10 protein-coding genes are annotated in these 14,452 nt (G+C 63.3%); 9 read left to right on the forward strand and 1 reads right to left on the reverse strand.

The features are described 5' to 3' along the window. The first annotated feature begins 218 nt into the window (after nucleotides 1-218). The 5 genes from gmk to ACVOMB_RS14000 all read left to right on the forward strand — a co-directional run bounded on the left by gmk (nucleotide 219) and on the right by ACVOMB_RS14000 (nucleotide 5,952). Nucleotides 219-839 carry a guanylate kinase gene (gene gmk, locus ACVOMB_RS13980; protein ID WP_481531734.1) on the forward strand — a complete coding sequence of 207 codons (621 nt, stop codon included), beginning with the start codon at nucleotides 219-221 and terminating at the stop codon, nucleotides 837-839. 124 nt (nucleotides 840-963) lie between these two features. Next, nucleotides 964-1,263 (forward strand): DNA-directed RNA polymerase subunit omega, encoded by a 300-nt coding sequence (rpoZ, locus tag ACVOMB_RS13985; protein ID WP_481531735.1) that lies wholly within the window; start codon nucleotides 964-966, stop codon nucleotides 1,261-1,263. A 106-nt stretch (nucleotides 1,264-1,369) separates the two neighbouring features. Then, the gene (locus ACVOMB_RS13990; protein ID WP_282271461.1) at nucleotides 1,370-3,529 is read left to right on the forward strand and encodes a RelA/SpoT family protein; all 2,160 of its coding nucleotides are present in this window, start codon (nucleotides 1,370-1,372) and stop codon (nucleotides 3,527-3,529) included. A 738-nt stretch (nucleotides 3,530-4,267) separates the two neighbouring features. Continuing rightward, nucleotides 4,268-4,900: an FABP family protein gene (locus ACVOMB_RS13995; RefSeq protein ID WP_481531736.1), complete on the forward strand. Its 633-nt coding sequence runs from the start codon at nucleotides 4,268-4,270 to the stop codon at nucleotides 4,898-4,900. Nucleotides 4,901-5,568: 668 nt separating this feature from the next. Then, a complete protein-coding gene (locus ACVOMB_RS14000; protein WP_057629049.1) occupies nucleotides 5,569-5,952 on the forward strand; it encodes a RidA family protein in 384 nt (127 codons plus the stop codon). A 58-nt stretch (nucleotides 5,953-6,010) separates the two neighbouring features. Here ACVOMB_RS14000 and ACVOMB_RS14005 read toward each other — a convergent pair whose 3' ends face one another. Further along, nucleotides 6,011-7,048: an AraC family transcriptional regulator gene (locus tag ACVOMB_RS14005; RefSeq protein ID WP_481531737.1), complete on the reverse strand. Its 1,038-nt coding sequence runs from the start codon at nucleotides 7,046-7,048 to the stop codon at nucleotides 6,011-6,013. A 117-nt stretch (nucleotides 7,049-7,165) separates the two neighbouring features. On the opposite strand from ACVOMB_RS14005, the gene ACVOMB_RS14010 reads away from it, so the two are divergent. The 4 genes from ACVOMB_RS14010 to recG all read left to right on the forward strand — a co-directional run bounded on the left by ACVOMB_RS14010 (nucleotide 7,166) and on the right by recG (nucleotide 14,407). Next, nucleotides 7,166-8,401, forward strand: a complete 1,236-nt coding sequence (locus tag ACVOMB_RS14010) for a parallel beta-helix domain-containing protein (protein ID WP_481531738.1) — start codon at nucleotides 7,166-7,168, stop codon at nucleotides 8,399-8,401. Nucleotides 8,402-8,410: 9 nt separating this feature from the next. Next, nucleotides 8,411-9,598 (forward strand): SO2930 family diheme c-type cytochrome, encoded by a 1,188-nt coding sequence (locus ACVOMB_RS14015; protein ID WP_481531739.1) that lies wholly within the window; start codon nucleotides 8,411-8,413, stop codon nucleotides 9,596-9,598. 81 nt (nucleotides 9,599-9,679) lie between these two features. Continuing rightward, complete coding sequence (locus tag ACVOMB_RS14020) at nucleotides 9,680-12,076, forward strand: TonB-dependent receptor (RefSeq protein WP_481531740.1); 2,397 nt, start codon at nucleotides 9,680-9,682, stop codon at nucleotides 12,074-12,076. Between the two features lie 201 nt (nucleotides 12,077-12,277). Continuing rightward, nucleotides 12,278-14,407, forward strand: coding sequence for an ATP-dependent DNA helicase RecG (gene recG / locus ACVOMB_RS14025; protein ID WP_481531741.1), 2,130 nt, complete (start codon nucleotides 12,278-12,280; stop codon nucleotides 14,405-14,407). Nucleotides 14,408-14,452: the final 45 nt, after the last annotated feature.

Consider the following 14,452-nt stretch of genomic DNA (forward strand, 5'->3'; position numbering starts at 1 on the left):
AATCGCGTGGGGGGTATTCAAAAGCGGCCGGGATTTCGATCCGACCATGCTGAGAATAGGTCAAGCCTGCTTCCAGCAGGCTTGACCGCGAACATAGGATCTCGGCTCTACAGGTGGAGCCTCTCCCAGAGGGCTCCTGGTGGCCATGAACCCCTGGTCCCTGCACAGACCCGTCCACGCCGGTACAATGCCGGGCCATTCCGACGTTGGCCCACCGCATGCGTGGCACCCTCTATATCGTCGCTGCCCCGTCCGGGGCCGGCAAAAGCAGCATCGTCAACGCCACCTTGGCGCGTGACCCGCACATTTCGCTGTCGATCTCCTTCACCTCGCGGGCCATGCGCCCGGGCGAAGTGAACGGCAAGCACTACCACTTCGTCCCGGCCACCGAGTTCGAGCAGATGATCGCCGCCGGCGATTTCTTCGAGCACGCGCTGGTGCATGGCGACTGGAAGGGTACAGCCCGGCAGTCGGTGGAGCCGCAGCTGGCGGCCGGCAAGGACGTGCTGCTGGAAATCGATTGGCAGGGCGCGCGTCAGGTACGCGAGAAGGTGTCGGGTGCGGTCAGCGTGTTCATCCTGCCGCCGTCGCGGCAGGCGCTGGACGAGCGCATGCGCAAGCGCGGCCAGGACAGCGAGGCGGTAATGGCCCAGCGCCTGGCTGCCGCGCGCGAGGAAATGCTGCATTACAACGAGTTCGACTACGTCATCATCAACGAGGATTTCGACACCGCCGTCGGCGAAATGTGCTCGATCTTTGCCGCCAGCCGGCTGCGTTGCGAGCCTCAACAGCAACGCCACGCCGAGCTGATTGCCTCGCTGCTGGCCCCTGAAAACTGAGCAAGTGATTGATCCGCAAGGGGCTGTTCAGGCCTTGACTTGATTCCAGGACCGGTCTGCCCTTACAATCCGTCCCCTTTCCCTCATTCGATCGAGCGGCCGTTGCAGGTCGCCGGGAGCCCGCATGGCCCGCATTACCGTAGAAGATTGCCTGGAAGTCGTTAACAACCGTTTTGAGCTGGTCATGATGGCGTCCAAGCGCGCCCGTCAGCTGGCCAATGGTGTCCAGGCGACGATCGACAACAGCGAGAGCGAGGACAAGCCGACCGTGTTGGCGCTGCGCGAAATCGCTGCCCGTCGCATCGACAACGAGCTGATCGAGGAAGTCGAGAAGTCCGAACGCGAGCGTGTCGAACGTGAAGCACTGGAGTGGGCAGCCGCTGAAGTGGTCGCCGACGAAGACATGTCCAAGAACGACGATTGATCGCTTCTTGGCCATTGATTGATGTTGTCTGCAAACAGCCCGCCAAAAGCGGGCTGTTTGCGTTGTAGGAATTGCCGTGGAACGTCCGCTGGCATAGTCTTCTGACATGAACCCAGGCCCTTCCGCCCAGGTAGCCACGCCCGCGGGCGGGGTGGTACCTGATTACGTACTGCAACTCGAACGCGCAGCCAGCTATCTCCCTACCGAGCAGCTGCCGCTGTTGCGTCGTGCCTGGGAGGTTGGGGCGGCCGCGCACGCTGGCCAGACCCGTAAATCCGGTGAGCCCTACATCACCCATCCGGTGGCGGTGGCGCGCATCCTGGCCGAGCTCGGCCTGGATGTCGAAACCCTGATCGCGGCGATCCTGCACGACACCATCGAAGACACCCCGCTGACCGGCGAAGAACTGGCCGCCGAGTTCGGCCAGGCCGTGGCCGATCTGGTCGAGGGCGTCACCAAGCTCGACAAGCTCAAGTTCCGCGACCGTCAGGAAGCGGCGGCGGAGAGCTTCCGCAAGATGCTGCTGGCGATGTCGCGCGACCTGCGCGTGATCATGATCAAGCTGGCCGACCGCCTGCACAACATGCGCACTCTGGGCGCGCAGAGTGCCGAAGCGCGGCGCCGCATTGCCACCGAAACACTGGATATCTACGCGCCCATCGCCCAGCGCCTGGGCATGAACCTGATCAAGTCCGAGCTGCAGAACCTCGGCTTCCGCGCGCTGTATCCGTGGCGTCACGCCATCATCGAAAAACACATCCGCAGCCAGCCGGTGGTGCGCCGCGAGTCGATGGCGCAGGTGGAAGTACAGCTGTCGCAGCGCCTGGCGCGCGAAGGGCTGGAGCATCGCCTGATCAGCCGCATCAAGACGCCTTGGAGCATCTACACCAAGATGCGCGAGGAGAATAAAAGCTTCGACCAGGTCATGGATGTCTTCGGCTTCCGCCTGGTGATGCGCAACGTGCCCAACTGCTACCACGCACTGGGCGGCGTGCATGCCGCGTTCAAACCGCTGGACGGGCGCTTCCGCGATTTCATCGCCATCCCCAAGGCCAACGGCTACCAGTCGCTGCACACGGTGCTGTTCGGGCCGTATGGCTCGCCGATCGAGGTACAGATCCGTACCGAAGAAATGGACCTGATCGCTGAACGCGGCGTGGCCGCGCACTGGACCTACAAGTTCGGCGGCGACGGCCCCAACAGCGCGCAGAGCAGGGCGCATGCGTGGATCGTGGAGCTGATCGATTCGCAGCGCACCGCCGGTTCGTCGCTTGAGTTCCTGGACAACGTCAAGGTCGATCTGTTCCCGGACGAGGTCTACCTGTTCACGCCCAAGGGCAAGATCCTGGCGCTGCCGCGCAACTCGACCGCGCTGGACTTCGCCTATGCCGTGCACACCGACGTGGGCAACCGCGCGGTGGCATCACGCGTGGACAAGAAGCTGGTGCCGCTGCGCACGCGGCTGGTCAGCGGGCAGACGGTGGAAATCATCACTGCGCGTTCGGCCTCGCCCAAGCCGCAGTGGCTGGAATTCGTGGTCAGCAGCAAGGCGCGCACCGCGATCCGTCACCAGCTCAAGCAGCTGGAGCACGAGGATGCGGTGCAGCTCGGCCACAGCATGCTCGACCGCGCGCTGGAAGCGATGGATAGCTCGATTGAACGGCTGCCGAAGGGGCGCCTGGACGCCTTCCTCAACGAACACCGTTACCCGCGTCTGGAGGCCTTCCTGGCCGACGTGGCGCTGGGCAACTGGATGCCGACCCAGGCCGCGCAGGCATTGATGTCGTATGCCGAGCTGCGTGCCAGCGGCGTCACCCATCGCGCCCAGGAGAAGATCCTGATCAACGGCAGCGAACGCGGCGTGGTCAGTTTTGCCAACTGTTGTCAGCCGATTCCGGGCGACGACATCATGGGTTACCACACCGCCGGCAAGGGCATCGTCGTGCATCGACTGGATTGCCCGAACCTGGCCGAGCTGCGCAAGACGCCGGATCGCTGGGTACCGATTGGCTGGGATACCAGCGTGGTCGGCGATTACGACACCGCACTGGTGGTCGAGGTGGAAAACGGCACCGGCGTGCTGGCGCAGCTGGCTGCCGCCATTGCCCACAGCCATTCCAACATCGAGCGCGTGGACTACCTGGACCGCGATTTCAACGCAGCGGTGCTGTGCTTCAACATCCAGGTCCGCGACCGCAACCACCTGGCCGAAGTAATGCGTCGCCTGCGTCGCCTGCAGGTAGTGCAGTCCGTCCGCCGCCAATAATGCCGGGCCAGGCTCGACAAACGGCGCCCTGATGTAGTGCCGAGCCATGCTCGGCAAGGGCCTTACCGCGATGGTTGTGGGAGCGGTAAGGCCGCGAAGCTGGCGTGGCTGAAATCGCAAGCCTGCCCGCGATCTGTTGGATCATCTGCTTCGCGGCTTATGGCCCGAGGCCACCCAGCGCCGCTCCTACAAAATCACCTCAGGCTTACCGGTAACGCCCCAGCCGAGCATGGCTCGGCTCTACCTATCCACACAGACTGTGTCCTGCTGCATAGACAAGCTGTGGATAAGGCTTCGCAGCCCTTGTGCTGCGGCCGTCTGCAAAACATGGTGATATTTTGTCCACGAGCTGTGGGCAACACGATGTAGTGCCGAGCCATGCTCGGCAAGGGCCTTACCGACATGGTTGTAGGAGCGGCGTCAGCCGCGAAGCTGGCAGTGATGGAAGCAAGAGCCTGCCCGCAATCTGAAGGATCATCTGCTTCGCGGCTGACGCCGCTCCTACAAAAATCATGTCGACTTTACGGGTGATGCTGCAGCCGAGCATGGCTCGGCTCTACCTATCCACACAGCTTGTGCCCTGCTGCATAGACAAGCTGTGGATAAGGCTCTACAGCCCTTGTGCCACGGACCTCTGCAAAACATGGTGATATTTTGTCCATCACTTGTGGACAGGTGGGGGTGAGCGTGTAGCGTGTTCTGCGTACCATGGCCGGGATCTCAACAAGGCTGTACCCCATGACGACGTTCCCGGAAGACATCTATACCGAACCCACCGCCGATACCAATACGTTGGCCAACCTCGGGCCGCTGGCGCCGATGGCCGGCATCTGGATCGGCGAGCGCGGCATGGACGTCAATCCCAAGGCCGATGGTCCCGAGCGGCAGGCCTATATCGAACACGTTGAACTGCAGCCGATCGACGCGCAGCCGAACGGGCCGCAGTTGTTCTACGGGTTGCGTTACCACACGCGTATCCACAAGCCTGGCGAAGTGGAGACCTTCCACGATCAGGTCGGCTACTGGCTGTGGGAGCCGGCCACCGGCACGGTGATCCAGACCCTGACCATCCCACGCGGGCAGACCGCGATGGCGGTGGGCAAGGCGGCGCCTGATGCGAAGCGCTTCCGCCTGCGTGCCGAGCGCGGCTCGATGACAAATGGCATCAGCTCCAACCCGTTCCTGGAACACGCGTTCCGTACCGACAGCTACGAGATCGAGGTCACCATCAACGACGATGGCAGTTGGTCGTACGAGCAGGAAACGGTGCTGATCATTCCGGATCGCAGCGAGCCGTTCGCCCACACCGACCGCAACACGCTGCGCCGAATCGGCGAACCAACGCCCAACCCGACCGCACAAGCAGCGTAGTGCCAAGCCATGCTCGGCAGAGGCTCTACCGGTAAAGCAGGCCACTTGTGGGAGCGGCGTCAGCCGCGAAGCTGGAATCGCGGGACTGGCTGCAGTTTGTTGGACCATCTGCTTCGCGGCTTACGCCGCTCCTACAACGCCGCGTTGCGCTATCCACACAGACTGTGTCCTGCTGCATAGACAAGCTGTGGATAAGGCTTCGCAGGCCTTGCGCTGCAAGCCTCTGCAAAACATGGTGATATTTTGTCCACGACCTGTGGATGACTCGACTGTAGTGCCGAGCCATGCACGGCAGGGGGCTCTACCGATACAGCGGGTGCACACTTGTAGGAGCGGCGTAAGCCGCGAAGCTGACATCAGTGAATCGGTCGTCATGTCTGCCAGTCAGATGGACTACTGACTTCGCGGCTTACGCCGCTCCCACAAATTCCTTTAGGATCTGCCGGGAAAGCCCCAGCCGAGCACGGCTCGGCTCTACCTGCATCCGGCTATCCACACAGGCTGTGCCCTGTGATGCCTACAAGTTGTGGATAAGCCTTGGCAGGCCTTGTGCTGCATGGCTTTTCGGGTGCTGGTGATATTTTGACCAACGCCCGCCCAGCGCGGTCAGGCAGCCGTGAAGGTGGCGACGTTACAATGGCTCACCTTTTTCCAGACTGGAGCTGTCCATGTCCCGCCAGATCATCAACACCGCCAATGCCCCGGCCGCCATCGGCCCGTACTCGCAGGCCGTGCGCGCCGGCAACACCGTGTATTTCTCCGGCCAGATTCCGCTGGACCCGGCGACCGGCGAAATCGTCGCTGGCGATGTCACCGCGCAGGCCCGCCGCGCCTTCGACAACCTCAAGGCCGTGGCCGAGGAAGCCGGTGGTTCGCTGGACAAGATGGTGCGCCTTGGCCTGTACCTGACCGACCTGGGTGAGTTCGCCAAGGTCAATGCAGTGATGCAGGAATACTTCCAGGCCCCGTTCCCGGCCCGTTCCACCATCGAAGTGTCGGGCCTGCCGAAGGGCGCCGCGTTCGAAGTCGACGCGATCATGATCATCGACTGATCTGTCGCAGCGTGCATGTGTGACCGCAGATGCCCGGCCAACGCCGTGCATCTGCGTTTCAGCCAGGATGCTGGCGGGTTTCGCTGGGGGTATGACCGGTCCAGCGCTTGAACGCGCGGCGGAACTCACGTGCATCGTTGAAGCCGAGTTGGTTGCCTACCGCGGCGATGCTCAGCTCGGGGTTCTGTAGTAACTCCAGTGCCAGCTCGGCGCGCAGCCGGTCATGCACCTCACTGAAACTGGTCTCCTCATCGGCAAGCTGCCGACGCAGTGTGCGCTCGCTGGAGTGCAGCGCTTGGGCCACATCGCTCATCTGCGGGTTGTCGCGAAGCCGGGTGCGCAGCAGGCGTTCCAGCACGGCGGTGGTTTCACCGCGCATCGCCTGCGTGGCAAGTTGCGCGCGGCATAGCGACAAGGCTTGTTGCGAGGTCACCGGGTTGTAGCTGGCAAAAGGCAGTTGCATCCAGCGCCGCTCGACCACGATGGCATTGCGCGGCTGATTGAAGCTGGGTTCGCAGCGGAACACTTTGCGGTACGCATCCAGTGTGGCCGGGGCCGGGTAGCTCAGTTCCAGCCGCACGGGGCTGAAGGCATCGCCGGCCAGTTCACGCCCCAGCATCAGGATGCTGGAAAACATTTCCTCACACAGGAAGGGCAGCAGGTCATGCGCCTGCTCGGGTGCAGTGGCGATGATGGACAGGGTCTCCGGCTTGCTGTCGTCCAGCACCAGATCCATCAACGGGCCCAGGTTGCGCTGATAGTCCAGACCGATCTTCACTGCGTCACCAAAGGTGCGCGCGGTCTTCATCGCCAAGCCCAACAGGCCGAAATTACCGCCGTTCTGGGCGCCGCCCATGGCCAGCCCGGCGGCATCGATGGGCAGCGTAGGCAGGGCACGGCGGATCACCTCGTATGCCTGCCGATAGGAAATACGGGTGCGCGGATCGTTGAGCTGCTCGCTGCTCAGGTGCAGGCCGGCCAGCCAGGTTTCAGTGTCCACACCCAACTCACTGCCAAGCAGCAGCAAGCCGCTGAGCATGTTGGTTGGCACGTTGGCGATGGCCAAACGGTCGCTGGCCGGATTCCTGCGTTGCATTCAAGCCCCTCCAGCTTGTCCGCTTTGCCCCCCCAAGTATGCCGTTCTTGCCCTTCGCGTGAACACTGCCTGAAGGCCAGACTGCGCCCAACATCGGCCACCGTATGGGAGCACGTCATGCAGCGCAGCATCACCTGGGCGGTTTCCGCCACCTTGGCCGTCATGGTCGTCGGCTGCCAGAAGCAGGCCGAGCAGGCACCAAGCGTGGCTGCGGCCGACGGGGCATTTGCGGCCACGCTGCAGGAACGCCTGCTCGACGCCAAGCCCGGCGATGTGATCGATATCCCGGCCGGCCGCCACCAGTTCGAGCGCAGCCTGAGCCTGCGTGCCGACGGGGTGACCATCCGCGGGGCGGGCATGGACCAGACCGTGCTCAGCTTCAAGGGACAGAAGGCCGGCGCCGAGGGGCTGCTGGTCAATGGCGACAACTTCACCATCGAGAACCTCACCATCGAGGATTCCAAGGGCGACGGGCTGAAGATCAGCGAGTCGGAGAACATCACCATCCGTGGCGTAAAAGTCCAATGGACCGGCGGTCCCAGCACCAAGAACGGCGCCTATGGCATCTACCCGGTGCTGACCAAGAACGTGCTGATCGAGAACACCATTTCCATCGGTGCCTCCGATGCCGGCATTTACGTCGGCCAGTCCGACGGAGTGATCGTGCGCAACAGCCGCGCCGAGCAGAACGTGGCCGGCATCGAGGTCGAGAACACCCGCAACGCCGATGTGTACGACAACGTAGCCACCGGCAACACCGGTGGCATCCTGGTGTTCAACATGCCGGGCCTGTCGCAGCAGGGCGCCAATATCCGCGTGTTCAACAACAAGGTGATCGCCAACAACCACGAGAACTTCGGTGCCAAGGGTACGCCGGTGGCCAGCGTGCCGGCCGGCTCGGGCATCGTCATCAACTCCAACGATGACATCGAGGTGTTTGACAACGAGGTGCGCGACAACGCCACCACCAACATCATTGTTTCCAGCGTCTATTCCACCGGCTACAAGGACAGCAGTGCCTCGGCCAATTTCGATCCGTATCCGGAGCGTATTTACATCCACAACAACACCTTGTCCGGTGGTGGTGATTCGCCCGACGGGCTGGATCTGAAGGCGCTGAAAGTGGCGCTGTATGGATTGACCGGCAACTTCCCCGACGTACTGTGGGATGGCTATTACAACAAGGAGCGCATGGTGGACGGGGTCAAGGTCGGCCCACAGATCTGCCTGCGCAACGTCAGCGGCGTGGTCAACGCCGATGGTCCTGGCGGTTACAAGAATCCGAGCAAGGATGCCAAGCCGTTCGAGTGCGATCTGCCGCGCCTGCCGGCCATCGATCTGAAGCGTGGTTGAGGCCTGGGCATGCGCAATCTGATGGTGCGGGTGATTGTCTTGGTCAGCACCTTGCTGGTGCTGGTTGCCTGCGGCAAACCAGCTGCGGTGCATTTCTTCGAGCAGGGCCAGCCGGCGACGCTGGATGAGTGGCATGTGCTGCGCATCCGCGATGGCAAGCTGTCACTCAATGACGGCGTGGTGCCGTATGACCTGAACACGCCGCTGTTCAGCGATTACGCGCACAAGCTGCGCACGGTGTGGATGCCGAAGGGGCAGGCGGCCGGCTACCAGTCCGAGCATGCCTTCGACTTCCCGGTCGGCACCATTCTCAGCAAGACCTTCTACTATCCGCTGCCGGCGACCGGTGCAGCCGATGGCAAGTCGGTGGCGCGTACGCCGCCGTCGCAGTCGGCATTGCACGAAGAAAGCCTGGATCTGTCCAAGGTACGGCTGATCGAAACCCGGTTGCTGGTCCACCGCAAGGAAGGCTGGGTGGCGCTGCCTTATGTGTGGAACCAGCAGCAGACAGAAGCGACCTTGCAACGCACCGGTGCCAGCGTGGATCTGGAGCTGGTTGCCGCCGATGGCTCGCGCGAGGGATTTGCCTATCAGGTGCCGGACCAGAACCAGTGCGGTGGTTGCCATATCACCGACAACCGCTCGCGCAAGCTGCTGCCGATCGGCCCCAAGGCCCGCAATCTCAATCGCGATTTCGACTACCTCAGCGGGCGCGACAACCAGCTCGCGCATCTGGCCAAACTCGGCTATCTGAATGGCCTGCCTGCGCAGGCGCAGTTGCCACGCGCTGCCGATGCCACTGATCCCGCCGCGCCGCTGGATGCACGTGCGCGCGCCTATCTGGACGTGAACTGTGGCCACTGCCATAGCCGCACCGGCCCGGCCATCACCTCGGGCCTGTGGCTGGATGCGCCCACCCAGGATCATTTGAAACTGGGCATGTGCAAACAGCCCATCGCTGCGGGCAAGGGTACCGGTAACCGGCGCTACGACATCCTGCCGGGCGATGCCGATGCCTCGATCATCGCCTACCGCATGGACAGTGATGACCCGGCGGTGATGATGCCCGAGGTTGGCCGGGCAGTCGTACACAAAGAAGGCGTAGCGCTGATCCGGCAATGGATCAACGCGCTGCAAACAAACTGCGATACCGCTGGCGAAGGCCAGCCGGGCAATACGGGACCGCCGGCGGTCTGACGCCGGTATACACCTCACTGCGTGGGAGAGAACGCGATGCGAGTGAAGCAACGGAATCTGGTAGTTGGGTTGCAGCGGGCCATGGCCGGGCTGATGGTGTTGGGGGCGAGCGCCCCGGCAATGGCGCAGTCGGCGACGGAGGATGCTGCTACCACGCTGGACCGCATCACCGTCACCGCACAGAGCCGGCAGCAGGAAATACAGGACGTACCAATCGCACTGCAGGTAGTCGACCAGAACCTGCTCAACGACGTGGCTGCCGAGAATCTAGGCGACATCGACTCGCTGGTGCCCGGGCTGGTGATCAGCGCGGTGCAGCCGACCCAACCTTCGTTCCGGCTGCGCGGCGTGGAGACCGATGACTTCGGTATCGGTACCGATCCGGCGGTAGGCATCTTCGTTGATGGTGTCTACGGCGGGCGTGGTGGCGGCGTGCTGCTGCCCTTCGTCGATGTGGAGCGGATCGAAGTGCTGAAGGGCCCGCAGGGCACCTTGTTTGGTCGCAATACTGCTGCCGGCGCGATCTCGCTGGTGACCCGCCGCCCGCAGGCGCAAACCGAGGCGCGCGCCACCGTGCGCGTAGGCAACTACGGCAAGAAATACGCCGATGCGATGTGGAATATCCCCGCCGGTGACAACTCGGCATTTCGCTTCAATGCGCTGATCAATACCAGCGACGGTTGGTTCCAGGATGGTGCCACCGGCAAGGATCTGGGCGGGGAGAACGTCTGGGCCACACGTGCGGCCTGGCAGACCCGCTTCGGCGACAACACCACCGCCTATGTCACCTGGGATCACGAAAGCCTGGACCAGAATGGCCGCGTCACCACCGGCATCGTGCCGCTGCCGGCTTACCCGCAGCGACCGCCCGTGCCGGTGGACCCGAACGACTATCTGGACCCGCGCAAGATCAAGACCTATAGCGATGCCGACAATGCCGAGTGGCGCACCTTCGACGGCGTTGCGCTGATCATCGATCATGCGTTGTCGTGGGGAAATTTCACCTCCACCAGTTCCTGGCGCAAGTACGACTCCACCAACCACACCGAGGAAGACGGCACCAACCGCTTCGACCTGTACGTAGACTCGAAGAACACCGAGAACAACGAGACCTTCTACCAGGAGTTCAAGTTCTCCGGCAGCAACGAGCGCTTCGACTGGGTGGCCGGTGCCAGCTACTTCAATGAGGACGCGCGCCAGACCAGTGAGGTAAATACCAATACCGAGGCAGTGGACAACATCGTGCGCAACATGGGCATTGCACCAACGCCCGATGGCAGCCTGTTCGGCTTCACCTCGATGCTGGCACAGATGAACGGTATTCCGATTTCGCTGGTTGGCGAAAAATGGAACGAGCGCTTCAGCAATACGCTGAGCACCAGCTCATACGCCGCCTTCGGCGATGTGATCTGGAAGGCCACAGATCGCCTCAACCTGACCTTCGGCCTGCGCTACACCCGCGACGAGAAGGACTTCACCTGGCTCAATGGGACGCGCAATGCGCCCGGGCTGGAAGCCAAGCTCGGCGCACTGGAAGCGTTGGGCTTCTTTCAGACGCTGGCCGGCATGGGCATCCCGATCACCCGCGAGCTGCTGACCTTCGACATGGCCTTCATCGATCCGCCGGCCATGGTCAACAAGGGCAAGCTGGTGCGCGACAAGAAGAGCTGGAGTGACTGGAGCCCGCGTTTCGTCGTCGATTACCACCTCAACGACGACACCATGGTATTCGGCTCGCTGGCCAAGGGTTACAAGGCCGGTGGCTTCAACGCGCTGCAGATCGGGCCAGCGTTCGAAAACGAGGACGTGTGGAACCTGGAGATCGGCCTGAAGCAGAGCTTCGATCGCTTCTCGTACAACGTCTCCGCTTTCCACTACCGCTACGACAACCGCCAGGCGATCCGCCTGATCGATCCGGATCCGAACAATCCGGTCGACATCCCGGTCTACGTGTTCGACACCAGCGATCTGGAAGCCACCGGCGTGGACTTCGACATGCGCTGGAAGGTCACCGACGGTTTGACCCTGGATGCAGCGGCCGAATGGATTGATTCCACGTACAAGAACTATGTGACGCCGGAGGGTGTTGATCTGGATGGCGCGCCCACCGGCGAACCGCGTTTCAGCGCCTCGGCCGGCGCGGTGTACGTGGCCGATCTTGGCGGCAACGGCCAGCTGCGCTTCTCGCTGCGCCACGCCTACCGCGGTGCTCAACGCTGCAACGCAGGCTCCGATCTTCAGGGCGATTGCGGCATCAGCAAGGTGATCAACATCGGTGAATCGCAACAGCGCACCGACGTACGCGTCGGCTGGACTTCACCGCTGAAGCACTGGAACTGGGCGCTGTACGCCAACAACGTATTCGACAAGCAGTACGTCCGCGGCCTCAACACCTACGGCCACGACCCGCTGGGCGTAGTCGGCGCAACCATCACCGATCCGCGCACCTACGGGCTCGAGATGACAGTGAAGTTCTAACAGAGCCAACAGAGCAAGGAGCTCCCCTCTCCCGCCTGCGGGAGAGGGGTTGGGGGTGAGGGCCTATTCGCCACGTACAGCCCGCCGCACCAAGGCGCCAATCGACAAAGTAGCAGTAAATCAGCACTTGGGGAGTAGGAAACCCCGGCGTCAAAGCACGCCGGGGTTTCTGTTTTCAGCGCATGACGGCATCCTTATGCAATGTCTGCACGTCGTGACCTCGCCATCCTCGATCTTTCCACCGAACCGCTGAGCCGTCTGGCCGGGGTCGGGCCACGGGTGGCGGCCAAGCTTGAAGCGCGCGGCCTGACCACCTTGCAGGATCTGTGGCTGCACCTGCCGCTGCGCTACGAGGACCGCACCACGCTGCTGCCGATCCGCGCGCTGAAGGCCGGTATGGCCGCGCAGGTGGAGGGCAGGGTGGAAGCGGTGGAGCGTGGTTTCCGCTACCGGCCGGTGCTGCGGGTGGCGATCAGTGACGACTCCGGTGCCACCCTGGTGCTGCGCTTCTTCCATTTTCGCGCCGCGCAGGTGTCGCAGTTTGCGGTTGGCCGGCGCCTGCGCGCCTATGGCACGCCGCGCGCGGGCCAGAATGGGCTGGAGATCGTGCATCCCAGTTATCACGTGCTCGGCGACGGCGAGGAGGCTGCGCTGGGTGCGGTATTGGACCCGGTGTATCCGGCGGTGGAGGGTATTGGCCCGGCCAGCCTGCGCAAGTTGATCGGTCAGGCGCTGGATCGCCTGCCTGATGCGGCTACATTGGAGTTGTTGCCGCCGGCCTTGCTTGCCGGCATGGGCTTGCCGTCATTGCGCGAGGCGATGCTGACCATGCACCGGCCGCCGGCCGATGCCGACATCGGCGCGCTGGGTGCGGGTACGCATCCGGCGCAGCGGCGCTTGGCGATGGAGGAGCTGCTGGCCCACCACCTCAGCCTGCGCCGTCAGCGCATTGCCTTGCAGCAACATCGTGCGCCGTCGCTGCGCGGCCGCGACGGTCTGGTCAAGGCGCTGCGTGACTCCTTGCCGTTCAAACTGACCGGTGCGCAACAACGCGTATTCGACGAGATCCGCAAGGATCTTGCCCGCGCGCATCCGATGCTGCGACTGGTGCAGGGCGACGTCGGCTCTGGCAAAACCGTCGTTGCCGCTCTGGCGGCGATGCTGGCGGTGGAGCGCGGTAAACAAGTTGCGCTGGCCGCACCAACCGAGCTGTTGGCCGAGCAGCATCTGACCAATCTGCGCAGTTGGCTGGAGCCGCTGGATGTGCGCGTGGCCTGGCTGGCCGGCAAGGTCACCGGCAAGGCCCGCGCCAAGGTGCTGGAAGAGGTGGCCAGCGGCCATGCACAAGTGGTGGTCGGCACCCATGCGCTGATGCAGGACAGTGTGGTGTTCAACGACCTGGCGCTGGCTATAGTCGATGAACAGCACCGCTTTGGTGTGCATCAGCGCTTGGCGCTGCGCGACAAGGGCGCAACTGCCGGAGTGGTGCCGCATCAGCTGGTGATGACCGCCACGCCGATCCCGCGCACCTTGGCGATGGCGGCGTATTCGGATCTGGATGTATCGGCCATCGACGAACTGCCGCCGGGGCGTACCCCGGTGCAGACCATCGCCATCAGCGCCGAGCGCCGGCCGGAACTGGTCGAGCGCATCCGCATCGCCTGCCAGCAGGGCCGGCAGGTGTACTGGGTTTGCACGCTGATCGAGGAAAGTGAAGAAGAGGCTGGCCCGGGCAATGCACGCATGGATGCGCAGGCGGCACAGACCACGTTCGAGGCGCTGTCGGCACAGTTGCCTGAGTTGCGCATCGGGCTGGTGCATGGGCGGATGAAGGCGGCGGAAAAGCAGGCGGCGATGCGCGCTTTCAAGCAGGCCGAAACCGATCTGCTGGTCGCCACCACCGTGATTGAAGTTGGCGTCGACGTGCCCAACGCTTCGTTGATGATCATCGAGAACGCCGAGCGTCTGGGTCTGGCCCAGCTGCATCAGCTGCGCGGCCGCGTTGGTCGTGGTGCTACCGCGTCCAGCTGCGTGTTGATGTACCAGGCGCCGCTGTCGGCGATGGCGCGTGAGCGTCTGGAAACCATGCGGCTTACCTCCGATGGCTTCCTGATCGCCGAGAAGGACCTGGAGTTGCGTGGTCCTGGCGAACTGTTGGGGACCCGCCAGACCGGTTTGGCGGCGTTCCGGGTGGCCGATCTGGCGCGTGATGCGGGTCTGCTGCCGACCGTGCACGATCTGGCCGAGCGCCTGCTCAGCGAAGCACCGGAACTGGCCGATCGCATCGTCAACCGCTGGATCGGTGGCGCTGTGCGCTACGCATCGGCCTGATTGCGTGCTTCCACTGTCATGGAGGCCGTGACAGACTCCATGGCC

The sequence above is a fragment of the Stenotrophomonas sp. STEN018 genome, from assembly GCF_056760235.1.

Coding starts and splice junctions, on each gene's coding strand:
- ACVOMB_RS13995 (WP_481531736.1), top strand. CDS start 4,268: ATGACGACGTTCCCGGAAGACATCTATACCGAACCCACCGCCGATACC.
- ACVOMB_RS14005 (WP_481531737.1), bottom strand. CDS start 7,048: ATGCAACGCAGGAATCCGGCCAGCGACCGTTTGGCCATCGCCAACGTG.
- recG (WP_481531741.1), top strand. CDS start 12,278: ATGTCTGCACGTCGTGACCTCGCCATCCTCGATCTTTCCACCGAACCG.
- rpoZ (WP_481531735.1), top strand. CDS start 964: ATGGCCCGCATTACCGTAGAAGATTGCCTGGAAGTCGTTAACAACCGT.
- gmk (WP_481531734.1), top strand. CDS start 219: ATGCGTGGCACCCTCTATATCGTCGCTGCCCCGTCCGGGGCCGGCAAA.
- ACVOMB_RS13990 (WP_282271461.1), top strand. CDS start 1,370: ATGAACCCAGGCCCTTCCGCCCAGGTAGCCACGCCCGCGGGCGGGGTG.
- ACVOMB_RS14000 (WP_057629049.1), top strand. CDS start 5,569: ATGTCCCGCCAGATCATCAACACCGCCAATGCCCCGGCCGCCATCGGC.
- ACVOMB_RS14010 (WP_481531738.1), top strand. CDS start 7,166: ATGCAGCGCAGCATCACCTGGGCGGTTTCCGCCACCTTGGCCGTCATG.
- ACVOMB_RS14015 (WP_481531739.1), top strand. CDS start 8,411: ATGCGCAATCTGATGGTGCGGGTGATTGTCTTGGTCAGCACCTTGCTG.
- ACVOMB_RS14020 (WP_481531740.1), top strand. CDS start 9,680: ATGGCCGGGCTGATGGTGTTGGGGGCGAGCGCCCCGGCAATGGCGCAG.